Below are 21,833 nucleotides of genomic sequence, written 5' to 3'. Positions count from 1 at the left end.
GTGTGAAAGCGGCCCGTATGAAAGCGGCCCGAGCGGGAGCGGCTCGAGCTGGAGCGGTTCGCGCGAGCCGGGACCGCGCTGCCACAGCGGCGCTGGCGGCCTTCGGCGGCACGGCGCTGGTCCATCTGACCGCCCTGCTCACGGGCGCCACGCTCCTCGCCCACGCCACCAAGCCCGCGCTGATGCCGCTGCTCGCCGCCCACGCGCTGCTGCGCGGCGGACCGCCGCTGCTCGCGGGCGCGCTGCTCCTCGGCTGCGGGGGCGACACCCTGCTCCAGGTGGGCGGGGACTCCGGGGGCCCGGCCTTCCTGCTGGGCATGGGGTCCTTCGCCGCCGGGCACGTCTGCTACCTGCTGCTCTTCGCCCGGCACGGCAGCCCCGGCGGCGCCCGGACGTACCGGCTGGCGGCCCTCTACACCGCCGCCTGGCTCACCGCGGTCGTCCTGCTGTGGCCCGGCCTGGACGGGGAGCTGCGGGTGCCGGTCGCGCTCTACAGCCTGCTGCTGACGGCGATGGCGCTCGGCGCCACCCGTGCCCGCCTGCGGACCGGTGCGGGCGGGGCGCTGTTCCTGCTGTCGGACACGCTCCTCGCGAGCGGACTGGCCAAGTGGCCGCAGGCCCCGGCACCCCAGTTCTGGGTCATGCTCACCTATCTCGCCGCTCAGGGGCTGCTGGCCCACGGGGTGCTGCGGTGCCACAACGAGCTGGAGCAGGCCGAGCGAGAGACGGAAGAGGCCGGCCGGTCGCCGGCCGGCCCCTCCGTCGGGCACGGGTCAGATCAGTCCCGGACCGCCGCCAGGGCGTCCACGACGCCGAAGCCGTAGAAGCCGTTCACGTGCTTGGTGCCGGCACAGGTGGCCTTCCACTTGCCGGTGCCGTCGGGGTCGTACGCGGCCTTGGGGCAGCCCGGGTTCTTCGCCTGGGCCTTCATCAGCCACTGGATCTCCTGCGGGCTGGACTTCGGGTGGGTGCTCTTCAGCAGCGCCGCCACACCCGCCACGTGCGGGCTGGCCATCGAGGTGCCCTGGAGGTACGCCCAGTCGCCGCCCGGCATCGTGGAGAGGATGCGGCCGTCCTTGCCGGGCAGCTCGGGCACCTGGAGGTTGTCACCGCCGGGGGCGGCGACGTCGACGGAGTTCAGCCCGTAGCTGGAGTAGAACGACTTCTGCCCCTGCGCGCCGGTGGCGGAGACGGTGACGACGCCCGGCAGCTGCGAGGGGACGTCGAGGCAGACCTTGGGGTCTATCTTCCGGGGCAGCGGCGTGGAGTCGTTCGGGCTGGAGGCGTCCGCTATCTCCTTGGCCGACAGGTCGAAGTTGGAGTTGCCCGCGGCGGCGACGTTGACCACGCCCTTGTCCTGGGCGTACCGCGCGGCCCGGCCGACCGCGTCGGCTATCGCCTTCTGGTCCGCGTTGTCGGGGCAGTTGAACATCCACGGGTCCACGTAGTAGCTGTTGTTCGTCACCCCGGCGCCGTGGTCGGCGGCGAAGACGAAGGCGCAGACGACGCTCTCGGCGTAGAAGAACGAGTTGTCGTCCGGGGTGCTCACCTTGATGGCGGAGACCTTCGCGCCGGGAGCGACACCCGCGACGCCCACGCCGTTGCGGGCCGCGGCGATCGTGCCGGCGACATGGGTGCCGTGGTAGTCCTTGTCCGGGTTGTGGGGGCGCCACGCGCCGGGGCCGGTGTCGGCCTTGCCGGTGACACAACTGGCCGACTTGTCGGCGGCGAAGTTCGGGGCGAGGTCGGGGTGGGTGTCGTCCACGCCGGTGTCGATGACCGCGACGGTCACCTTCCCGCTGCCCGGGTTGACCTTGGCGGCCTTGTCCGCGCCGATGGCGCCGAGGTCCCACTGGAGGCCCTCCAGCGGCTCCTTGCCGGCCGCCGCGTCACGGGACGCCGCCAGCGCGCCCTCCTTGGTGAGCTTCAGCTTCTCCGGCTTGCCGTAGTCGGTCGTGGCGGCCTGCCGCAGCGGCGCGGTGCGCGTGGCGCCCGCCGAGGCCACCCCCGGCACGCCGCGCAGCGTCTCCGCGAAGTGCGGGTTCTTCGAGTGGACGACGATCACGCCGATCTTGTCGTACGAGGCCACGATGGTCCCCTTGGACCGTTCGATCGACCTCTTGATCAGCCCCGTCGTGGGGGCGCCCGGCTTGATGTTGACGACGTACGAGAGCAGCGGGCCGTCCGTGGTGACGGCGGCCTTCGCGGGAACGCCCGCCGAGGGGGCGGCCGATGCCGCGCCCGGCAGGAAGCCGAGGGAGGCGGTGAGTGCCAGACCGAGCGGGGCCGCCAGCAGGGCGCGGCGTCGTCTGAGTCGCAGATGAGCCATGGAGTTCTCCACATCATCCGGAAATCCGCCCGTGCGCACGGGCGTGCGGGGGCGGGGTGTGACGAGTGAAGCTAGCGCCGATCAGCGGGCCCGGGCAATGAATTCCTCAAGAATGCCGGTGGAGCCGAGGACTCCGGAGCGTCAACACGACGCCCGAGAACGGCAGTCGACAGGCGGAAGGGCAGGGACTGTCGCATACTGCGGTGTCGCTCTACGATGCGTGATCCCAGTCACAGGCTCGGCTCGCGCCCCCGTATCCACTCGTTTTGTTCAGGAGAGGCCGTGGACTCAGAAGAGGCCGTGGGTACCCCACCGACCGCGTCCAAAGGGCCGGCCGAGCCGGCCCGCCCCACCATCCCCGCCCAGCCCGACAACTTCCTCGACGTGCAGTCGAGCGACGAGTTCGGCGAACTGCGCAGCGCGCACCGCTCGTTCGCCTTCCCGCTCACCGTCGCCTTCGTCAGCTGGTATCTGCTCTACGTCCTGCTGTCCAACTACGCCGGCGGCTTCATGGACACCATCGTCGTCGGCAACATCAACATCGCCCTCGTGTTCGGGCTGGCGCAGTTCCTGACCACCTTCCTGATCGCCTGGTGGTACGCCCGCCACGCCGAAGCGAAGATCGATCCCAAGGTCGAGGCCCTCAAGGCCCGTCTGGAGGCGGGCGAATGACGCCACGCACCACCGCACTGACCGCCGCCGCCCACCCGCTGGCGGCCGGCGGCGCCAGCGATCACCGCACCCTGATCATCACGCTCTTCTCGGTCTTCGTCGCCGCCACCCTCGGCATCACCGTCTGGGCCGGCCGGCAGACCAGGGACGCCACCGACTTCTACGCCGGCGGCCGCTCCTTCACCGGCTTCCAGAACGGCCTGGCCATCTCCGGCGACTACATGTCCGCCGCCTCCTTCCTGGGCATCGCCGGGGCCATCTCGCTCTTCGGCTACGACGGGTTCCTCTACTCCATCGGCTTCCTCGTCGCCTGGCTGGTCGCCCTGCTCCTGGTCGCCGAGCCGCTGCGCAACTCCGGCCGCTTCACCATGGCCGACGTCCTCGCCCACCGGCTGAAGCAGCGGCCCGTGCGCACCGCCGCCGGCACCTCCACCATCGTCGTGTCGATCTTCTACCTGCTCGCCCAGATGGTCGGCGCGGGCGCGCTGGTCGCCCTGCTGCTGGGCGCCACCGGCGAGGGGGCCCGGCGCTGGATCATCGTTCTGGTCGGCCTGGTGATGGTCCTCTACGTGACCATCGGCGGGATGAAGGGCACCACCTGGGTGCAGATCGTCAAGGCGGTCCTGCTGATCGCGGGTACCCTGCTGATCACCATCCTGGTGCTCAACAAGTTCCACTGGAACCTCTCCACCCTCCTCGGCCGCGCCGCCGACGCCAGCGGCAAGGGCCGGGCCTTCCTCGAACCCGGCCTCCAGTACGGCAAGGACGGCACCTCCAAGCTCAACTTCGTCTCCCTCGGCCTGGCGCTCGTCCTCGGCACCGCCGGACTGCCGCACATCCTGATCCGCTTCTACACCGTGCCCACCGCCCGGGCCGCCCGTAAGTCGGTGAACTGGGCCATCGGCATCATCGGCGCGTTCTACCTGATGACCATCGCCCTGGGCTTCGGGGCCGCGGCCCTGGTCGGCCCCAAGGCGATCATCGCCTCCAACGAGTCCGGCAACACCGCGGCGCCCCTGCTCGCCCAGCAGGTCGGCGGGGGAGCGGGCTCCACCGGCGGGGCGATCCTGCTGGCCGTGATCTCCGCGGTCGCCTTCGCGACCATCCTCGCCGTCGTCGCCGGGCTGACCCTGGCCTCCTCGGCCTCCTTCGCCCACGACCTGTGGGCCAACGTCATCCGCAAGGGACGGACGAGCGAGAAGGAGGAGATCCTCACCGCCAAGCTCGCCGCGGTCGTCATCGGCGCCGTCTCCATCGCCCTGGGCATCTTCGCCCACCGGCTCAACGCCGCCGCCCTGGTCGCCCTGGCCTTCGCCGTCGCCGCGTCCGCCAACCTGCCGACGATCCTCTACAGCCTGTTCTGGAAGCGCTTCACCACCCAGGGCGCCCTGTGGTCGATCTACGGCGGACTGATCTCCTCCGTCACCCTGGTGATCCTTTCCCCGGTCGTCTCCGGCAACCCGAAGGCGCTCTTCCCGGGCATGAGCTTCGACTACTTCCCCCTCGGCAACCCCGGCCTGGTCTCCATCCCGCTGGGCTTCGCCCTCGGCTGGCTGGGCTCCCTGCTCTCCCGGCCGGCCCCCGACCAGGAGAAGAAGTACGCCGAACTCGAGGTCCGCTCCCTGACGGGCTACGGGGCGCACTGACCTTTCGTTGTCCTCACGCCGGACGGGCTACCGCGCTTTGTCCTCAAACGCCGGACGGGCTACTGCGCTTTGTCCTCAAACGCCGGACGGGCTGAAATCAGCCCGTCCGGCGTTTGAGGACCGGGGTCCGGGGCGGAGCCCCGAAACCATCACGTACGCTGCGGGCAGCGAACAAGCGTGCAACCCCGGCGGAGGCGCCCGTGCTCATCGACACCTACGGCCGCACCGCCACCGACCTGCGGGTCTCCCTGACCGACCGGTGCAATCTCCGCTGCGTCTACTGCATGCCCGAAGAGGGCCTGCAGTGGCTCGCCAAACCCGATCTCCTCACCGACGACGAGATCGTCCGCCTGGTCTCCGTGGCCGTCACCGCCCTCGGCGTCACCGAGGTCCGCTTCACCGGCGGAGAGCCCCTGCTGCGCCCCGGCCTCGTCTCCATCGTCGAGCGCTGCGCCGCCCTCGCGCCCCGCCCCCGGCTGTCGCTGACCACCAACGGCATCGGCCTGGCCCGTACCGCGCGGGCCCTGGCGGACGCCGGGCTGGACCGGGTCAACGTCTCCCTGGACACCCTGCGGCCCGAGGTCTTCACCGCCCTGACCCGCCGCAAGCGCCTGACGGACGTCCTCGACGGCCTGGCCGCCGCCCATGCCGCCGGCCTCGCCCCCGTCAAGGTCAACGCCGTGCTGATGCCCGGGCACAACGACGACGAGGCCCCTGACCTGCTGGCCTGGGCCGTCGAGCACGGCTACGAACTGCGCTTCATCGAGCAGATGCCGCTCGACGCCCAGCACGGCTGGAAGCGCGACGGAATGATCACCGCCGAGGAGATCCTGGCGAGCCTGCGCACCCGCTTCACCCTCACCCCCGAGGGGGAGGACGCCCGCGGCTCCGCCCCCGCCGAGCGCTGGACCGTCGACGGCGGCCCCGCCCGCGTCGGCGTCATAGCCTCGGTGACCCGGCCCTTCTGCGGCGCCTGCGACCGCACCCGGCTGACCGCCGACGGACAGGTGCGCACCTGCCTGTTCGCCACCGAGGAGTCGGACCTGCGCGGGGCGCTGCGCTCGGGTGCCACGGACGAGGAACTCGCCGGGCTGTGGCGGACGGCCATGTGGGGCAAGAAGGCCGGCTCGGGCATCGACGCCCCGTCCTTCCTCCAGCCCAGCCGCCCCATGTCAGCGATCGGCGGCTGACGTCCTCTCCCACTCCGCCAGCGTCACCACGTCCTTCAGGAAGCCGCGCAGGGACAGGAAGTTGGAGAGGTGCTCACGGTGTTCGTCGCAGGCCAGCCAGGTCTTGCGGCGCTCGGGAGTGTGGAGCTTGGGGTTGTTCCACGCGAGCACCCAGACGGCGTCGGCACGACAGCCCTTGGCGGAGCAGATCACGGCATTCTCGGGGGAGTTCACCCCTCGACTCTACGTGGCCGGACACGGCGACGCCGGGCAGCCACGGGGGGAGCCGCCCGGCGTCGGTCTGTCGCTCCGACGGGGGATGCGGAGCGCCTACGAAGTATGTCACGGGGGGCCCGGAACGGGGCACCGATCCACATGATTGATCTGAGGTTTTCTTGAGCTTGTCGCACTGTCCGGCCGGCCTTCGCCCGGAACCGGAGGGTCAGCTGTGGTCGTGCCCCTGATCGTGCCGGCCCGGCCGTCCCGCTTCCGCGACGGGTTCCGCGACCGTGTCGGAAGGCCGCTCCGGAGCCCGGCCCAGCACCGGGCGCGTCGGCGCCGGCACGAACGTACCGGGGAGCGAAGGGGCGTTCTCCCGGCCCGCGTTGGCGATGACGACGGCCACATACGGCAGCAGCGCGCCCAGGACCAGCGTGCCGATCGCCACGTAGCGCTCGATGTTCCACAGGACCACGGTGAGCACCACCGAGAGCGTCCGGATGCCCATCGAGACCACGTACCGGCGCTGCCGCCCGCGCACGTCCTCCGCGAGGCCCTGGCGGGCCCCGGTGATCCGGAAGACCTCCGTGCCGCCCAGCTTCCGCATCACGTTCCACCACCCGACTGCCGCACCGACTCGCTCGGTCCCGTACGTACACAACGTTACGCCGGGGCCTTCCGGCGGACGAGACCGGGTCGGTTGCGGGACGGCTCACCGATGGGCGCTCGGGGTGCGCATCCGGCGTACGGACGGATCCGACGTGCGCCGTAGAAGGGACGGCCCCAGAATGGCGGAGCACCCATGTCGCTCCGCACGAGGAGGCCAGATGAACTGGTTGTGGGCAATCGTCGTCGGACTCGTCCTGGGTCTGATCGCCAAGGCGATCATCCCCGGAAAACAGCAGATCCCCCTCTGGCTCACGATCCTTCTCGGCCTGGGCGGCGCCCTCCTGGGCAACTGGCTGGCGAGCGTGCTGGGCGTCCGCCACACCCACGGCATCGACTGGATCCGGCACCTGCTCCAGCTGCTGGGAGCGGTGGTGCTGGTCGCCCTCGGCGACCGGCTGTGGCTCGGCGTCCGGGGCGGCAAACACAGGGTCGGCTGAGCGAGGCCGAAAGCCGGGAGAACGAGGGTGGCCGGTGCGCGGAACCCGCGCACCGGCCACCCGTCTCGCTCAGGACCGCCTACAGACCGCGCAGCTCGGCGATCTTCCGGCCGGCCTTCAGGTAGACGGTCGCCTCCCGGCCGGCCAGCAGCTCACGGGCCACCTCGCCCAGCGGCCGGATGGCCTCGGCCTCCGGCAGCACCACGGCCTCCTGGCCCTCGGCGGTCTCCAGCACCAGCCGCAGACCGTTCTGCTTGGCCACCCGGCGGGCGGCCGAGGCGCTCGGCTGGAAGCCCAGCACCTTGCTGAGCACGGCCGTGGCCGGCTCCTCGCCGTGCTCGGACAGATCCACCACCGGCGTCTCCACGTCGGTGAAGTTCTTCTTGGAGAACTGCGCGACGAAGCCCGCGCGGGCCGCCATCGCCGCCTCCATGCCGTACAGCGCGGCCACGACCTCACCCGCGAGGATCTTCTTCAGATCCATCGGGTGCAGCGACTTCTCCTCGACGCGGGAGAGGACCAGCGCGATCTCCGCGTCCGTCCACTCCGTCCACGCCTTGAGGTACGGCTCCATCAGCCGGTCCGGCACCGACATGATCTTGCCGAAGACATCGTCGGCGGGCGCCGACAGCCCCACGTAGTTGCCCTTGGACTTGGACATCTTGGCGCCGGTGCCGTCGGTGCCCTCGATCAGCGGCATGGTGACGACCAGCTGGGGCTTCTGGCCGTGCACCTCCATCAGCTTGCGGCCCATCTGGAGGTTGAGCAGCTGGTCGGCGCCGCCGAGCTCCACGTCGCAGTCCAGCGCCACCGAGTCCAGGCCCTGCGCGATCGGGTACAGCATCTCCGTCATGGTCAGACCGGAGCCCGCCGCGAGCCGGTTGCGGAAGTCCTCGCGCTGGAGCAGCTGCGAGACCGGCACCTGCGAGAGCAGACCCAGCAGCTCCGGGAAGGTGTACGGCGCCAGCCACTCGCTGTTCTGCCGGAAGCTGACCTTCTCGAAGTCGAAGAACGGGCGGACCTGCTCCCGGTAGCTGGCCAGGTTGCGCGCGATGTCCTCGTCGGTCAGCGGCGGGCGCTCGGCCGTACGGCCCGTCGGGTCGCCGATCTTGGCCGTGAAGTCACCGATGATCAGCGTGACGTCATGGCCCAGCCGCTGGAACCGGCTGAGGATGATCAGCGGCACGGCGTGCCCCAGGTGGACGTCCGTGGCCGTCGGGTCGATGCCCAGCTTGATGTGGAGACCCTTGCCCTCGGCCTGCCGCGCCTCGATGCGCTCGGCCAGCTTGGCCACGCCCGGCAGCACCTCGACCGTACGCGAGGCGATCAGCTCCGCCTGGTCCTTCGGCGCCAGGTCCGACAGGTCCAGATAGCGCCGCGCCTTCGTCTCCGTGAGCAGCTGCTCCACGGCCGAGTCGGTGGAGAGATCCTGCGCCAGCAGAGCGCTGGCGCGCGCGACGGAGTCGCCGAGGCGTGTCATCGTGGCGTTCCTGTAAGGGGTTGTCGGACAAAGGACAGGACGAGTCTATTTGCTCCGCCCACCGGTCAGACGCCCCGGCTGACCGAACTCATGTTGAAGTCCGGAATCCGCAGCGCCGGCATGGCCGCCCGGGTGAAGTAGTCGCCCCACTCGCGCGGCAGCGTCGGCTCGGTGCGTCCCGCCTCACTCGCCCGGGACAGCAGTCCCACCGGGGACTCGTTGAACCGGAAGTTGTTGACCTCGCCGACGACCTCGCCCTTCTCCACCAGATAGACCCCGTCCCGGGTCAGGCCCGTGAGCAGCAGCGACGCCGGGTCCACCTCACGGATGTACCACAGGCACGTCAGCAGCAGGGCGGGACCGTCGTGGCCGCTCGCGGCGACCATCTCCGCCAGCGAACGGGTGCCGCCCGCGTCCAGGATCAGGTTGTCGGTGTACGGGGTGACGGGCAGGCCCGTCAGCTCCGCGCTGTGCCGCGTGGTGAGCAGGTGTTCCAGCACCCCCTCGCGGATCCAGTCGGTCGCGGCGATCGGCAGGCCGTTGTCGAAGACCGACGCGTCGTCGCCGGAGCTGCCCGTCAGCACGAACGGGGCGCACTCCAGCCCCGGCGCGGACGGGTCGCTGCGCAGCGTCAGCGGCAGCTCCGAGAGCTTCTCGCCGATCCGGGTGCCGCCACCGGCCCTGGAGAAGACCGTACGGCCCTCGGCCGCGTCCCGGGCCGCCGAGGACCACTGCTGGTAGACCAGCAGATCGGCCACGGCGGAGGGCGGCAGCAGCGTCTCGTACCGCCCGGCGGGCAGCTCGACCTTGCGGCCCGCCCACGCCAGCCGCTCGGCGAGCTCGGCGTCCAGGGCGCGCGGGTCGACGTCCGTGAAGTCGCGCGTGGCCCGCCCCGCCCACGCCGAGCGGGTCCGGTCCGGGGACTTGGCGTTCAGCTCCAGCGTGCCGGTGGGCTGGTCGTGGCGCAGCCGCAGCCCGGTGGAGGTGCCCAGATAGCTGGAGACGACCTCGTGGCGGGCGAAGCCGTAGAGCTCCCGCCCCTGCGCGCGCGCCCGGGCGAAGGCCTCCCCGAGGGCGGGGGCGAAGTCGTCGAAGACGGCGGAGGACGTCTCCGCGGGCGCCCCGGTGAACTCCGCCGACCCCGGCACGCCGGTCACCAGCGGCTGCGCGTCCTCGGCGGGCCCGGCCTCCCGCGCCGCGGCCTCCGCCGCCCGCACCAGCGGCTCCAGCTCGGCGGCGGTGACGGCCGACCGGGAGACGACCCCGGAGGCGGTGCCCTGGGCGCCGTCGACCGTCGCGATGACCGTGACGTCCCGGCCCCGGGTGACCCCGTTGGTGGTCAGCGCGTTCCCGGCCCAGCGCAGATTGGCGGTGGAGGTCTCGCCCGCGATGACGACACATCCGTCGGCGCGCGACAGCTCCAGGGCGCGCTCGACGATCTCGTGGGGCTTGTGCTGGCGAGGGCTCATCGACCGGCCTCCTGCGTCGTGTTGCTGTTCTTTCCCGGGGGATAACCCCCGGACCCCCAGCCGGATCCGTGTGTACCGCTCATCGACCGGCCTCCTGCGTCGTGTTGAGGATGTTCACGCCCCGGAACAGGGCAGACGGGCAGCCGTGCGAGACCGCCGCGACCTGGCCCGGCTGGGCCTTGCCGCAGTTGAACGCACCGCCCAGGACATAGGTGTCCGGGCCTCCCACGGCCTCCATGGAGCCCCAGAACTCAGGGGTGATCCCCTGGTAGGCGAAGTCCCGGAGCTGCCCGGCGAGACGGCCGTTCCGGATCGCGTACGCCCGCTGGCCCGTGAACTGGAAGTTGTACCTCTGCATATCGATCGACCACGACCGGTCGCCCACCACATAGACGCCCCGCTCCACCCCGGAGACGAGCTCCTCCGTCGACGGCCCGTCCGCCGCCGGGCGCAGCGAGACGTTCGCCATCCGCTGCACGGGCACGTGCTCGGGCGAGTCCGCGTACGCGCAGCCGTTGGAACGGTCGAGGCCGGTGAGACGGGCGGTGCGGCGGTCGGTCTGGTAGCCGACCAGGACGCCGTCCTTGACCAGGTCCCAGGACTGGGCGGCCACGCCCTCGTCGTCGTAGCCGATGGTGGCCAGGCCGTGCTCGGCGGTCCGGTCGCCGGTCACGTTCATGATCCCGGAGCCGTACTTCAGGGTGCCCAGCAGATCGGGGGTGGCGAAGGACGTGCCCGCGTACGCGGCCTCGTAGCCCAGCGCGCGGTCCAGCTCGGTGGCGTGGCCGATGGACTCGTGGATGGTCAGCCACAGATTGCTCGGGTCGACCACCAGGTCGTACGTCCCCGCCGTGACGGACGGCGCGCGCATCTTCTCGGCCAGCAGCGCGGGGATCTCCGCGAGCTCGGCGTCCCAGTCCCAGCCGCCGGCGCCCGTCAGATACTCCCAGCCACGACCGGCGGGCGGGGCCAGGGTGCGCATGGAGTCGAAGCCGCCGGTCTTGGGGTCCACGGCCACGGCGGTCAGCTGGGGGTGCAGCCGCACCCGCTGCTGGGTGGTCGTGGTGCCGGCGGTGTCCGCGTAGAACTTGTTCTCGTGCACGGTCACCAGCGACGCGTCCGCGTGCGCCACGCCCTCCACCGCCAGCAGCCGCTCGCTCCACTCGGCCAGCAGCCCGGTCCGCTCCGCGTCCGGCACGTCGAAGGGGTCGATCTCATAGGACGACACCCACGTCCGCTCCGCGTGCACCGGCTCGTCGGCGAGCTCGACCCTCTCGTCCGACCCCGCCGCCGCGATCACCTTCGCGGACAGCTTCGCCATCGCCACCGCCTGCGAGGCCACCCGCGCCGCGGCGTCCATCGTCAGCTCCACACCGGAGGCGAAACCCCAGGCACCGCCGTGCACCACCCGCACCGCGTAGCCGAGGTCGGTGGCGTCCGAGGAACCGGCGGGACGGGCGTCCCGCAGCCGCCACGAGGCGCTGCGCACCCGCTCGAAGCGGAAGTCCGCGTGCTCGGCCCCCAGGGCCCGTGCCCGCGCGAGGGCCGCGTCGGCGAGCGGGCGCAGCGGCAGCGCGAGGAATGACGGATCGATCTCATGCGGCACGGTCCACGCTCCTTATCGGTGTGAGTCGCAGTGAACCATGCCGTTAGGGTGTTACGGCCTGCCACCTCGTCATCCTCCGGCAGCGCCCGCCGTACGAGAGGAACCCGACGCGCAGTGTCCGCCATAAGTGAAGACGCCGCCCCCGGCGCGGACCGGAGCGCGGACCGCGCCGCGCTCAAGGGCGACTGCGGGAACTGCTTCGGGCTGTGCTGTGTGGCCCTGCCCTTCGCGCGCTCGGCGGACTTCGCCCGGGACAAGGACGCCGGCACGCCCTGCGCCAACCTCAAGACGGACTTCAGCTGCGGCATCCACGCCCGGCTGCGCGACAAGGGCTACCAGGGCTGCACCGTCTACGACTGCTTCGGCGCGGGGCAGAAGGTCTCCCAGGTCACCTTCCTCGGCCGGGACTGGCGCGCCGCGCCACAGACCTCCGGGACGATGTTCGAGGTCTTCCCCGTGATGCGGCACCTCCACGAGCTGCTGTGGTACCTCACCGAGGCCCTCACCCTGAAGGACGCCCGCCCCGTCCACGCCGACCTGCGGCGCCTGCTGGTGGAGACCGAGCGGCTGACCGAGGGCGACGCGGCGTCGCTGGCCGCCCTGGACGTGGGGGCGCACCGCCAGAAGGTGAACGTCCTGCTGCTGCGCACCAGCGAACTCGTCCGGGCCAAGGGCGGGCGCAAGGCGAAGAACCACCGGGGCGCGGACCTCATGGGCCGCCGGCTGCGCCGCGCGGACCTGCGCTGCGCCAATCTGCGCGGGGCCTATCTGATCGCCGCCGACCTCTCCGGCGCCGATCTGCGGGACGCCGACATGATCGGCGCGGACCTCCGCGACGCGGATCTGTCCGGAGCCGACCTCACCGGTGCCTTCTTCCTCACCCAGCCGCAGCTCAACGCGGCCCGCGGCGACGCCGCCACCGTGCTGCCCGAGGGCCTCACCCGGCCGGCCCACTGGGTGGCATAGCCCGGCCGGGGACTGTAGAGATCCAACAGCGACCGCCTGCCGCCGCTGTCGCAGGTCGCTTCTCACTTCCGTGACCTCTACCGCTACGTTCGGTGTGTAGTCCGGCAGATCCATGGATACGACATCGGAAGGGTGATCCTTTGAGCCGCTCGGTTCTCGTCACCGGAGGTAACCGGGGCATCGGCCTCGCCATCGCGCGCGCCTTCGCCGAAGCGGGCGACAAGGTCGCCATCACCTACCGCTCGGGCGAGCCGCCCACCGGCTTCCTCGCTGTGAAGTGCGACATCACCGACCCCGAGCAGGTCGAGCAGGCGTACAAGGAGATCGAGGAGAAGCAGGGCGCGGTCGAGGTGCTGGTGGCCAACGCCGGCGTCACCCGCGACCAGCTGCTGCTGCGGATGTCGGAGGAGGACTTCACCTCGGTGGTGGAGACCAACCTCACCGGCACCTTCCGGGTCGTCAAGCGCGCCTCGAAGGGCATGCTGCGCGCCCGCAAGGGCCGCGTCGTCCTGATCTCGTCGGTCGTGGGCCTGATGGGCTCGCCGGGCCAGGCGAACTACGCCGCCTCCAAGGCCGGCCTCGTCGGCTTCGCCCGCTCGCTCGCCCGTGAGCTGGGCTCCCGCAACATCACCGTCAACGTCGTCGCGCCCGGTTTCGTGGACACCGACATGACCCGTGTGCTCACCGACGAGCAGCGCGCGGGGATCGTCGGCAACGTCCCGCTGGGCCGCTACGCGCAGCCCGAGGAGATCGCCGCCTCGGTCCGCTTCCTCGCCTCCGAGGACGCCGCATACATCACCGGAGCCGTCATTCCCGTCGACGGCGGATTGGGCATGGGTCACTGATCACCATGAGTGGAATCCTCGCAGGCAAGCGCATCCTCGTCACCGGCGTCCTGACCGAGTCGTCGATCGCCTTCCAGGCCGCGAAGGTCGCCCAGAACGAGGGCGCCGAGGTCATCCTCACCGGCTTCGGCCGCCTCTCGCTCGTCGAGCGCATCGCCAAGCGCCTGCCGAAGCCCGCGCCGGTCATCGAGCTGGACGTCACCAACCAGGAGCACCTCGACGGCCTCGCCGACAAGGTGCGCGAGCACCTGGGCGAGGGCGCGCCGCTGGACGGCATCGTGCACTCCATCGCCTTCGGCCCGCAGGGCGCCTTCAACTTCCTGGAGGGCACCTGGGAGGACGTCTCCACGGCCGTCCAGGTCTCGGCGTACTCCTACAAGTCGCTGACCATGGCCCTGCTGCCGCTGATGCGTGAGGGCTCCTCCGTCGTGGGCCTGACCTTCGACGCGCAGATCGCCTGGCCGAAGTACGACTGGATGGGCGTGGCCAAGGCCGCCCTGGAGTCCACCAACCGCTACCTGGCGCGCGACCTCGGCCCCAAGGGCATCCGCTGCAACCTGGTCTCGGCCGGCCCGATCAAGTCGATGGCCGCCAAGTCCATCCCGGGCTTCGAGGAGCTCGCGGACGTGTGGAACCACCGCGCCCCCATCGGCTGGGACCTGGCCGACCCGGAGCCGGCCGGCCGCGGCGTCGTCGGCCTGCTGTCGGACTTCTTCCCGCGCACGACGGGCGAGATCGTCCACGTCGACGGCGGTGTGCACATGATGGGTGCCTGACCCTTCACACGAGGGGTGCCTGACCCTTCGTACTCCCACGATGCCCGTCCCGGCCCACCGCCGGGGCGGGCATCGGGCGTCTCCCGGGTCGTGCGGCGCCGCGCGCGCCCGCACACTGGGGGAGGAGGGAGGTGGACGGGCATGAGCCCCCCGATACGGCGTACGGCGGTGCTGCTGTTCGCCACCGTCGCCCTGCTGGGCACCACGGCGACCGCCCCCGCACCGCCGGCGCGCCACGAGGCCGAGTGCCACACCCGCCTCCACGGCTCCCACGCCGTCACCCACTGCTTCAACGGCAACGCCCTCCCCGACCGCGTCCAGCTGCACGTCGAGTGCGTCCACTGGTGGGACCCGGGGATGGACACCGCCCCCGTCACCGTCGGGCCCGCCAGCCACGTCGCCCTCGCCCAGCGCTGCTGGCTGGGCATCCGCCGGGCCTGGGTCACCCACGCACCCGGGTGACCGGGGGTCCGGCGCGGGTGGGAGACTGTCCCTCATGCCGGTCCTCGAAGAGAACCCCAATCCCAAGAACGGCCAGAAGGCCCTGCTGACGATCCTCGGCGTGATGCTCGGCATCACCGTCGTCATCAGCGTGATAGCCACTCTCGCCTCCCCCTGACGCCCCCGGCCCGCCCGCGGCGCCGCCCGGGGGTGGGGTTGGCACCACCATCCCCTAGGGGGTGGAGGTCAGGGTCGATTGGGTGGAAGGCCGGATGGGGGAAGGTGGCGGGTCTCCGTAGGTTCGTAGTACGCCGCGACGCCGCGGCGGACCCGACCTCCTGAAGGAGACCCCATGCCCGCCGCCGGCCCGCAGGCTCCCGCCGCCGTGTCCCGGCGGACCCAGACCCAGCTGACCCAGACCCGGCCGACCCGGAGCCGGCTGACCTGGTGGGCCGTGGCCCTGCCCGCCGCCGCGCTCGCGGTCTTCCTCTTCCTGCTGACGTTCCTGCTGACCGCCTCGCCCGCCTCGGCGGACGGCGCCTCCGAAGCCGGCGCGTCCGGGGGCGGTGCGGTCGCGCAGCTGGTGCGCTTCGCGTGGTACGCCGTGGAGCGTCTGGCGCCGTGACCGCCCGTGCGCCCATGACCCCCGCCCGGAGGGGGCGAGCCCGTCAACACCCCGCGCCTCGCCACGCGTTTCATGCGAAGCTGGACGGCATGAGCTCCGACCCGACCCGCAGGATCGTCATCCTCCGGCATGCCAAGGCCGAGTGGTCCGACGGCGACGACCACGAACGTCCCCTCGCGGACCGCGGCCGCAAGGACGCCCCGGCCGCCGGCCGCTGGCTCGCCGGCTCCGGCGTCACTCCCGAACTGGCCCTCTGCTCGACCTCCGCGCGCACCCGCGAGACCTGGAAGCTCGCCGTCTCCGAGCTTCCCGAACGCCCCCGTACGGTCTACGAGGACCGGATGTACGAGGCGTCCCTCGGCGAGCTGATCGCCCTGCTCAACGAGGTCTCCGACGAGGTGGCCGACCTGGTGCTCATCGGGCACAACCCCGGGATGCACGCCCTGGCCGACGCCCTCGCCGGCGAGGCCGACGGCGATCTGCTCGCCCGGATGAACCGTTCCGGCTTCCCCACCGCCGCGGTCGCGGTGCTGACCTTTACCGGGTCCTGGAAGTCCGTCGAGCACGGCGTGGGACGGCTCGTCGCCTTCTGGACGCCGCACGCCTGACGGATCCCCGGCCCGGCCTGACGGATCCCCGGCCCGGCCGGGCGATCCACGGCCCGGCCGGGGTGGCGGCCCTCACTCGTGGGTGTTGGCCGCCTCGACCTCTTCCCGGGTGACGCCCAGCAGATACAGCACCGTGTCCAGGAACGGCACGTTCACGGCCGTGTGCGCCGCCTCCCGCACCACGGGCTTGGCGTTGAACGCCACGCCCAGCCCCGCCGCGTTGAGCATGTCCAGGTCGTTGGCGCCGTCGCCGATCGCGACCGTCTGCGCCAGCGGCACCCCCGCCTCCGCCGCGAACCGGCGCAGCAGCCGGGCCTTGCCCGCCCGGTCCACGATCTCCCCGGTGACCCGGCCGGTCAGCTTGCCGTCGACGATCTCGAGGGTGTTGGCGGAGGCGAAGTCCAGCCCCAGCCGCTCCCGCAGATCGTCCGTGACCTGGGTGAAACCGCCCGAGACCACACCCACCTGGAAGCCCAGCCGCTTCAGCGTCCTGATCAGGGTCCGGGCGCCCGGCGTCAGCCGGACCTCCGCCCGCACCTTCTCCACCACCGACTCGTCCAGCCCCGCCAGCAACGCCACCCGCTCGTGGAGGGACCGCTCGAAGTCCAGCTCGCCCCGCATCGCCCGCGCGGTCACCTCGGCCACCTCGGCCTCACAGCCCGCGTGCGCCGCGAACAGCTCGATGACCTCGTCCTGGATGAGCGTGGAGTCCACGTCCATCACGACCAGCCGCTGCGCCCGCCGCTGAAGGCCGGCCGCCACCACGGCCACGTCCACGCCCAGCACCGCCGACTCGGTGGCCAGCGTGGTGCGCAGCTTCTCCGTGTCCGTGCCCGAGACCGCGAACTCCACGGCCGTCACGGGGTACTTGGCGAGCCGGAAGATACGGTCGATGTTGCCACCGGTGTCGGTGATACGGGCCGCGATGGCGGCGGTCGACTCGGCGGTCAGTGGGTGGCCGAGCACGGTGACGTGGGAACGGCCCTCACCACGCGGCCTGTTGTCGCCCCGGCCGGAGATGATCTCGGTCTGGAGGTGCATCGAGTCCGCCCAGCTGTGCACGGTGGAGCGCAGCTCGCCCTCGCTCGTCCAGCCGCCGACGGGGGCGGTGACCAGGGCGCACAGTGTGATCCGCCCCCGGGTGACGATCTGCTCGATGTCTATGACGTCGACGGCGAAGGCGGCGAGGGTGTCGAAGAGCCCGGCCGTGATGCCCGGCCGGTCCTTCCCGAAGATCTTCACAAGGAGAGTGGGGACATCGTCGCCGGTGGCGGCGGTGGCAGCGGGGATCTGCGATGCGCTCATGGTGGTCCTACGGTATCCGCACACCTGTCCCGGCTGACAACTCAGCATGTCCCCCGACGACGACCCGGCGGGCCCCTACCGCCGCCACGGCGCGGGCGGCGGCTCGTCCGGCGGCGGCACCGGCGACGACCCGTACCGGTACGGCGTCCCCGGCCGCCGCCGTGGCGGAGGCGGCACCGGCGGGCGGCTCGTCTGCGTCGGCGCGGTGAAGGGATCCTGGCCGGAGGAGCCCCCGGACGGGTCCCGCGCGCCCGGCTCCTCGCCGGGAGGGACCTCCCCGGGCGGCCGCAGATACGGATTGGTGTCCCCGCGCGAGGGCCGGTAGCCCGGCGAGGGGGCGTACGGCCCGGGCGCGTACGCCGGATCGGGGTAGCTGCGCCCCTCGTCCGGCCGCCGGCCGCGCGCGTGGGCCGAGGCCCGCCGTCCCGCCGCCCCCGTCGCGTACGCCAGCAGCCCGCCGAACGCTCCCGCGCCCAGCCCCCACACGGCCCCCAGCGCCAGCGCCAGGGGCACGCTGCCGGCCAGCTCCAGCCCCGCCCCCAGGGCGTCGACGCCCAGCACCGACAGGCTCGCGCCCGCCTTCACCCGCGTCGCCAGCACCAGCAGCGGCAGCGTCACCGCCGTGGCCACCCCCAGCGCCAGCCCGCACCGCCACGCGTACGCCCCCGGCCCGGCGCCGTCCCGGGGCGTACGGGCCCCCGTCAGCACCCCGGCCGTGAGCATCAGCAGCACACAGCCCACCGGCAGCAGCCACACCAGCGGCTCCAGATCGGCGATCCGGCCCACCGTCACCGCCTGGTCCGTCCCCGCGCGCAGCAGTTCGTCCAGCGGATGGGGCAGCACCTGGAGCAGGGACCCGTTCGCCGTGCCCCGCAGGGGGACGAACAGTCCCAGCGGCACCCCCAGCCACACCCCGTTCGGCGCCCCGAGCACGGCCGCGCCCAGCACCCGCCGGGGGTGGTCGTCGCCCGCCGCCGCGACCCCGGCGGCCGCCAGGCCCGCGACGACCGCCAGCACCAGCACCGTGCGCAGCGCCGAGGCCGCCGGGCGGACCGTCGCGTGGGCGGCCTGCCAGCGGCGGGGGAGCGGGGCCCGGCGGGCGGACAGCAGCGTGACCAGCAGGACGCCCAGCACCCACACCAGGCCGCCGAGCAGCGACGCCCCGGGCCGCACGGAGAAGCCCACCGACGCCTTGGCCTGGGCCAGGTCCCCGAGCCGGCCCGGCAGGCCGCCCCCGATGTCCCCGATGTCGCCCAGCCCCGGGATCCGTGTGGTGCCGCCCGTTGCGCCGAGGCCCAGACCGCCGCCGTCGAAGGTGACGGTGGAGGAGGCCGCCCACGCCAGCCCGCCCAGGACCAGGAGGAACAGCAGGGCGACCGCGGCCGCCCGTGCGACGAGCTCGGACCCCCGCACCGCGGGCCCCAGCGGCCGCAGCGACCGCGCGAACACCATGCCCAGCAGCAGCGCTCCCACGAGGCTGACGCCCAGCGGCGCGATGTCGATGGTGGTGTGCGCCCCGGCGCCTGTCAGCCCGAATGCTTCGACCGAGCCCGAGGGAGTGATGGAGCCGCCCACCGCGAGGACGACCACCGCCGCCGTCAGCGGGCCCAGCGATCCGGCCGCGTCCGCGCCGAGCAGATGCAGACCTATCGCCGCGACCCCGGCCATCGCGAGAAAGGCCCAGCTCACCGCGGCTATCGCGGTGAGTACGAGATCCGCGCCGCGCGCCGCGCGGCTGCCGCTGGTCAAGGTCATCACGGCCCCCCGGTCCCTACCAGTCGCCCCGGAAGCGGACGATCCGCGACGATCCCGCGCATCCCTGGGCGGTTACTACTGTCAGGGCGCGTTTCGCATCGGTCAACGGCGCCTGTTACAGGCCCGGTACACGGTCGTGAGGCTCCCGACTTTTGGTTGGGGGACTGCGCCTGAAATAGTTCCTCCCGATGTTCGCCATCCCTAGACTCCCCCGTGCAGGGGGCTCATCGGGGGACAAATAGTGGGGCATGGAGTGCCGGAACTCGTACTGGAATTGAACGGACAGACCTGGACGTTGGACCCGTCCCGGTCGTACACCCTCGGGCGCGACCCGCAGGGTGACATGGTCCTGGAGGACGCCCGCGTCTCCTGGCGGCACGCCACCGTCCGGTGGGGCGGTCAGGGCTGGATCATCGAGGACCACGGCAGTACCAACGGCACCTATGTACAGGGCCAGCGGATCCACCAGATGGAAATCGGCCCCGGTTCGGCCGTCCACCTGGGCAACGCGACGGACGGCCCGCGGCTGAACCTCTCCGCTGCCGCCGCCGCTGCCCCGGCCGCCGACCTCTACAGCGCCCAGACGGCGATGGCCCCGGCGGTCCAGCCGGGCCAGCCGGCCCCGCAGCAGTACCAGCAGCCGGGCGCCCAGGGCTGGGGGCAGCAGCCTCCGCAGCAGTACCAGCAGGTGCCGCAGCAGGGCGGCTGGCAGCAGCAGTACCAGCAGGTGCCGCAGCAGGCCGCCCAGCCGCAGGGCCAGGCGCCCGCCGGTGGCGGCGAGAGCCCGACCCGCTTCCACCAGGTGGCCGTCGGCCGGGTGATGCGCATCGGTCGTGCCCTCGACAACGACCTGGTCGTCTCCGACCTCCAGGTCTCCCGCCACCACGCGGAGTTCCGGGCCACCCCCGGCGGCTTCGAGATCGTCGACCTCGGCTCCCACAACGGCACGTACGTCAACGGTCAGCCGGTCCGTCAGCAGCTGATCGGCCCCCAGGACACCGTCGGTGTCGGTCACTCGACCTTCCGGCTGGTCGGCGACCGCCTCGAGGAGTTCGTCGACACCGGTGACGTCTCCTTCTCGGCCCGCCATCTGACGGTGACGGTCGACGGCGGCAAGCAGATCCTCAAGGACGTCTCCTTCGGCGTCCCCGAGAAGTCGCTGATCGCCGTCATCGGCCCCTCCGGCTCCGGAAAGTCCACCCTCCTCAAGGCGCTCACCGGCTACCGGCCCGCCAACCAGGGTGACGTCCTCTACGACAACCGGAACCTGTACAAGCAGTTCGCCGAGCTCCGCCAGCGCATCGGTCTGGTCCCGCAGGACGACATCCTCCACAAGGAGCTCACCGTCCGGAAGGCGCTGCGCTACGCGGCCAAGCTCCGCTTCCCCGGCGACACCGCGGCCTCCGAGCGCGAGGCGCGCATCGACGAGGTGCTGCGCGAGCTCAAGCTCGACATCCACAAGGACAAGAAGGTCACCGCCCTCTCCGGCGGCCAGCGCAAGCGCGTCTCGGTCGCCCTGGAGCTGCTGACCAAGCCCTCGCTGATCTTCCTCGACGAGCCCACCTCGGGCCTCGACCCGGGCATGGACCGCGACGTCATGCAGCTGCTGCGCGGCCTCGCCGACGACGGCCGCACGGTCCTGGTGGTCACCCACTCCGTGGCCGAGCTGGCGCTCTGCGACAAGCTGCTGGTGATGGCGCCGGGCGGTTCGGTGGCCTACTTCGGCCCGCCGGAGGAGGCGCTCAACTTCTTCGGCTACGAGACCTGGGCCGATGTCTTCTCGGCGTTCGAGAACTACCGCGACTACGACTGGGCGGGCCGCTGGAAGGGCTCGCAGCACTACCAGATGTACGCGGCCGACATCGACGCCGTCGCCCCGCAGTCCGTCCACGTCCAGCCGCAGGTGGTCCGCCCGCCGGTGCCGCAGAGCTGGGGCTCCCAGCTGTGGACGCTGATGCGCCGCTACAGCTCGGTCATCGCCTCCGACCGCGGCTTCCTGGCCCTGATGCTGCTCCTCCCCGCCGTCCTCGGCGGCGTGAGCACCCTCATCCCGTCCGACTACGGACTGGGCGCCCCCGCGCCGCGCCACTTCAACCAGGACGCCGGCACGATCATGCTGATCCTCGCGGTCGGCATGTGCTTCTCCGGCGCCGCCAACTCCGTCCGTGAGCTGATCAAGGAACGGGTCATCTACGAACGGGAACGCGCCGTCGGCCTGTCCCGGTCCGCGTACCTGATGTCCAAGGTGATCGTCCTCAGCCTCATCACCGTGGTGCAGGGCGTCCTCACCTGCGCCATCGGCTTCTCGGTCCGTAAGCTGCCGGCGCAGGGCCTCATCCTGAAGAAGTTCCCGGCCGTCGAGATGTGCCTCATGATCATCGCCCTGGGCTTCACCTGCATGATGATCGGCCTGGTCATCTCCTCCCTGGTGAAGACCAGCGAGAAGACCATGCCGCTGCTGGTCATGTTCGCCATCGTCCAGGTCGTCTTCACCGGCATCCTGTTCAAGCTGTACGACTCGCCCGGCATCGAGCAGGTCGCCTGGCTGATGCCGGCCCGCTGGGCCATCGCCGGTGCCGGCACCACGCTGGACCTCTCGCACATCATGGCGCCGATGGACAAGAGCAACCCGACGAACCTCGACCCGCTCTGGGCGCACACCGCCGGCCAGTGGGGCATCGACATGATCGCCCTCCTCGCCATCGGCGTCGCGTGCGGCTTCGCGGTCGTCCGCCTGCTGCGCCGCCACGAGCCCGAGGTCATGCGCAAGTAGTCGCGGCCCGCGCCGGTACGCCGAAGGGCGGCACCCCTCATGG

Annotated in this window: 21 protein-coding genes; 13 read left to right on the top strand and 8 right to left on the bottom strand. The window is 71.8% G+C overall.

The window, feature by feature from the left end; translation table 11 throughout:
• Positions 1-17 precede the first annotated feature (17 nt).
• Positions 18-824 (top strand): lysoplasmalogenase, encoded by an 807-nt coding sequence (locus tag ACFYZR_RS00190; protein ID WP_391902661.1) that lies wholly within the window; start codon positions 18-20, stop codon positions 822-824.
• Here the strand turns inward: ACFYZR_RS00190 and ACFYZR_RS00185 are convergent.
• A complete protein-coding gene (locus tag ACFYZR_RS00185) occupies positions 779-2,329 on the bottom strand; it encodes a S8 family serine peptidase (RefSeq protein WP_391902659.1) in 1,551 nt (516 codons plus the stop codon). The genes ACFYZR_RS00190 and ACFYZR_RS00185 overlap by 46 nt on opposite strands.
• 282 nt (positions 2,330-2,611) lie before the next feature.
• On the opposite strand from ACFYZR_RS00185, the gene ACFYZR_RS00180 reads away from it, so the two are divergent.
• The 3 genes from ACFYZR_RS00180 (at position 2,612) to moaA (ending at position 5,837) form a co-directional block, all read left to right on the top strand.
• Positions 2,612-3,001: a DUF485 domain-containing protein gene (locus ACFYZR_RS00180; RefSeq protein ID WP_391902657.1), complete on the top strand. Its 390-nt coding sequence runs from the start codon at positions 2,612-2,614 to the stop codon at positions 2,999-3,001.
• On the top strand, positions 2,998-4,647 hold the full coding sequence (locus ACFYZR_RS00175) for a cation acetate symporter (protein ID WP_391902654.1): 1,650 nt from the start codon (positions 2,998-3,000) through the stop codon (positions 4,645-4,647). Before ACFYZR_RS00180 ends, ACFYZR_RS00175 begins: the two co-directional genes overlap by 4 nt.
• A gap of 200 nt (positions 4,648-4,847) precedes the next feature.
• Positions 4,848-5,837, top strand: a complete 990-nt coding sequence (moaA, locus tag ACFYZR_RS00170; protein WP_391902652.1) for a GTP 3',8-cyclase MoaA — start codon at positions 4,848-4,850, stop codon at positions 5,835-5,837.
• Here the strand turns inward: moaA and ACFYZR_RS00165 are convergent.
• Together ACFYZR_RS00165 and ACFYZR_RS00160 are read right to left on the bottom strand one after the other, a co-directional pair.
• Positions 5,820-6,050, bottom strand: coding sequence for a hypothetical protein (locus ACFYZR_RS00165; protein WP_391902649.1), 231 nt, complete (start codon positions 6,048-6,050; stop codon positions 5,820-5,822). The genes moaA and ACFYZR_RS00165 overlap by 18 nt on opposite strands.
• A 208-nt stretch (positions 6,051-6,258) precedes the next feature.
• The gene (locus tag ACFYZR_RS00160; RefSeq protein ID WP_391902646.1) at positions 6,259-6,642 is read right to left on the bottom strand and encodes a DUF3099 domain-containing protein; all 384 of its coding nucleotides are present in this window, start codon (positions 6,640-6,642) and stop codon (positions 6,259-6,261) included.
• Positions 6,643-6,862: 220 nt separating this feature from the next.
• Between ACFYZR_RS00160 and ACFYZR_RS00155 the strand changes: the two genes are divergently transcribed.
• Entirely contained in the window at positions 6,863-7,141 is a 279-nt protein-coding gene (locus ACFYZR_RS00155) for a GlsB/YeaQ/YmgE family stress response membrane protein (protein WP_391902643.1), read from the top strand.
• Between the two features lie 79 nt (positions 7,142-7,220).
• Here the strand turns inward: ACFYZR_RS00155 and tyrS are convergent, their stop codons facing one another.
• The 3 genes from tyrS to ACFYZR_RS00140 form a co-directional block, all read right to left on the bottom strand.
• Positions 7,221-8,621: a tyrosine--tRNA ligase gene (tyrS, locus tag ACFYZR_RS00150; protein WP_391902640.1), complete on the bottom strand. Its 1,401-nt coding sequence runs from the start codon at positions 8,619-8,621 to the stop codon at positions 7,221-7,223.
• 65 nt (positions 8,622-8,686) lie between these two features.
• Positions 8,687-10,090 carry a metallopeptidase TldD-related protein gene (locus tag ACFYZR_RS00145; RefSeq protein ID WP_391902637.1) on the bottom strand — a complete coding sequence of 468 codons (1,404 nt, stop codon included), beginning with the start codon at positions 10,088-10,090 and terminating at the stop codon, positions 8,687-8,689.
• A gap of 79 nt (positions 10,091-10,169) precedes the next feature.
• Positions 10,170-11,696, bottom strand: coding sequence for a TldD/PmbA family protein (locus tag ACFYZR_RS00140; RefSeq protein ID WP_391902634.1), 1,527 nt, complete (start codon positions 11,694-11,696; stop codon positions 10,170-10,172).
• A gap of 114 nt (positions 11,697-11,810) precedes the next feature.
• Here ACFYZR_RS00140 and ACFYZR_RS00135 point away from each other — a divergent pair, with 114 nt between their 5' ends.
• From ACFYZR_RS00135 to ACFYZR_RS00105, 7 genes are all read left to right on the top strand, one after another.
• Positions 11,811-12,662 carry a pentapeptide repeat-containing protein gene (locus ACFYZR_RS00135; RefSeq protein WP_391902632.1) on the top strand — a complete coding sequence of 284 codons (852 nt, stop codon included), beginning with the start codon at positions 11,811-11,813 and terminating at the stop codon, positions 12,660-12,662.
• A gap of 140 nt (positions 12,663-12,802) precedes the next feature.
• Positions 12,803-13,507: a 3-oxoacyl-[acyl-carrier-protein] reductase gene (fabG, locus tag ACFYZR_RS00130; RefSeq protein ID WP_229350294.1), complete on the top strand. Its 705-nt coding sequence runs from the start codon at positions 12,803-12,805 to the stop codon at positions 13,505-13,507.
• Positions 13,508-13,512: 5 nt separating this feature from the next.
• Entirely contained in the window at positions 13,513-14,283 is a 771-nt protein-coding gene (fabI, locus tag ACFYZR_RS00125; protein WP_361698045.1) for an enoyl-ACP reductase FabI, read from the top strand.
• A gap of 141 nt (positions 14,284-14,424) precedes the next feature.
• Entirely contained in the window at positions 14,425-14,745 is a 321-nt protein-coding gene (locus ACFYZR_RS00120) for a hypothetical protein (protein WP_391902628.1), read from the top strand.
• 34 nt (positions 14,746-14,779) lie between these two features.
• Entirely contained in the window at positions 14,780-14,902 is a 123-nt protein-coding gene (locus tag ACFYZR_RS00115) for an SGM_5486 family transporter-associated protein (protein WP_268248345.1), read from the top strand.
• A gap of 174 nt (positions 14,903-15,076) precedes the next feature.
• Positions 15,077-15,349, top strand: coding sequence for a hypothetical protein (locus ACFYZR_RS00110; RefSeq protein ID WP_391902625.1), 273 nt, complete (start codon positions 15,077-15,079; stop codon positions 15,347-15,349).
• An 89-nt stretch (positions 15,350-15,438) separates the two neighbouring features.
• Positions 15,439-15,957, top strand: coding sequence for a SixA phosphatase family protein (locus ACFYZR_RS00105; protein WP_391902621.1), 519 nt, complete (start codon positions 15,439-15,441; stop codon positions 15,955-15,957).
• Between the two features lie 72 nt (positions 15,958-16,029).
• Here ACFYZR_RS00105 and serB read toward each other — a convergent pair whose 3' ends face one another.
• Both serB and ACFYZR_RS00095 read right to left on the bottom strand, forming a co-directional pair.
• Positions 16,030-17,262 (bottom strand): phosphoserine phosphatase SerB, encoded by a 1,233-nt coding sequence (gene serB, locus ACFYZR_RS00100; RefSeq protein WP_391902618.1) that lies wholly within the window; start codon positions 17,260-17,262, stop codon positions 16,030-16,032.
• Between the two features lie 75 nt (positions 17,263-17,337).
• Positions 17,338-19,017, bottom strand: a complete 1,680-nt coding sequence (locus tag ACFYZR_RS00095; RefSeq protein ID WP_391902615.1) for a streptophobe family protein — start codon at positions 19,015-19,017, stop codon at positions 17,338-17,340.
• 241 nt (positions 19,018-19,258) lie between these two features.
• Here ACFYZR_RS00095 and ACFYZR_RS00090 point away from each other — a divergent pair, with 241 nt between their 5' ends.
• On the top strand, positions 19,259-21,790 hold the full coding sequence (locus ACFYZR_RS00090) for an FHA domain-containing protein (protein ID WP_391902613.1): 2,532 nt from the start codon (positions 19,259-19,261) through the stop codon (positions 21,788-21,790).
• Positions 21,791-21,833: the final 43 nt, after the last annotated feature.

Origin of the sequence: Streptomyces sp. NPDC001678, assembly GCF_042892945.1 — a bacterium.
Taxonomy (GTDB): domain Bacteria; phylum Actinomycetota; class Actinomycetes; order Streptomycetales; family Streptomycetaceae; genus Streptomyces.
Note: the sequence above shows the minus strand (reverse complement) of the source record. Positions and strands in the feature narration are given on the sequence as shown.

Excerpts from the sequence above, each read along its gene's own strand:
- ACFYZR_RS00105 (WP_391902621.1), top strand. The coding sequence starts at position 15,439 with ATGAGCTCCGACCCGACCCGCAGGATCGTCATCCTCCGGCATGCCAAG.
- ACFYZR_RS00155 (WP_391902643.1), top strand. The coding sequence starts at position 6,863 with ATGAACTGGTTGTGGGCAATCGTCGTCGGACTCGTCCTGGGTCTGATC.
- ACFYZR_RS00175 (WP_391902654.1), top strand. The coding sequence starts at position 2,998 with ATGACGCCACGCACCACCGCACTGACCGCCGCCGCCCACCCGCTGGCG.
- ACFYZR_RS00185 (WP_391902659.1), bottom strand. The coding sequence starts at position 2,329 with ATGGCTCATCTGCGACTCAGACGACGCCGCGCCCTGCTGGCGGCCCCG.
- ACFYZR_RS00145 (WP_391902637.1), bottom strand. The coding sequence starts at position 10,090 with ATGAGCCCTCGCCAGCACAAGCCCCACGAGATCGTCGAGCGCGCCCTG.
- serB (WP_391902618.1), bottom strand. The coding sequence starts at position 17,262 with ATGAGCGCATCGCAGATCCCCGCTGCCACCGCCGCCACCGGCGACGAT.
- ACFYZR_RS00115 (WP_268248345.1), top strand. The coding sequence starts at position 14,780 with ATGCCGGTCCTCGAAGAGAACCCCAATCCCAAGAACGGCCAGAAGGCC.
- ACFYZR_RS00120 (WP_391902628.1), top strand. The coding sequence starts at position 14,425 with ATGAGCCCCCCGATACGGCGTACGGCGGTGCTGCTGTTCGCCACCGTC.
- ACFYZR_RS00190 (WP_391902661.1), top strand. The coding sequence starts at position 18 with ATGAAAGCGGCCCGAGCGGGAGCGGCTCGAGCTGGAGCGGTTCGCGCG.
- ACFYZR_RS00095 (WP_391902615.1), bottom strand. The coding sequence starts at position 19,017 with ATGACCTTGACCAGCGGCAGCCGCGCGGCGCGCGGCGCGGATCTCGTA.
- ACFYZR_RS00160 (WP_391902646.1), bottom strand. The coding sequence starts at position 6,642 with ATGCGGAAGCTGGGCGGCACGGAGGTCTTCCGGATCACCGGGGCCCGC.
- fabI (WP_361698045.1), top strand. The coding sequence starts at position 13,513 with ATGAGTGGAATCCTCGCAGGCAAGCGCATCCTCGTCACCGGCGTCCTG.
- tyrS (WP_391902640.1), bottom strand. The coding sequence starts at position 8,621 with ATGACACGCCTCGGCGACTCCGTCGCGCGCGCCAGCGCTCTGCTGGCG.
- ACFYZR_RS00110 (WP_391902625.1), top strand. The coding sequence starts at position 15,077 with ATGCCCGCCGCCGGCCCGCAGGCTCCCGCCGCCGTGTCCCGGCGGACC.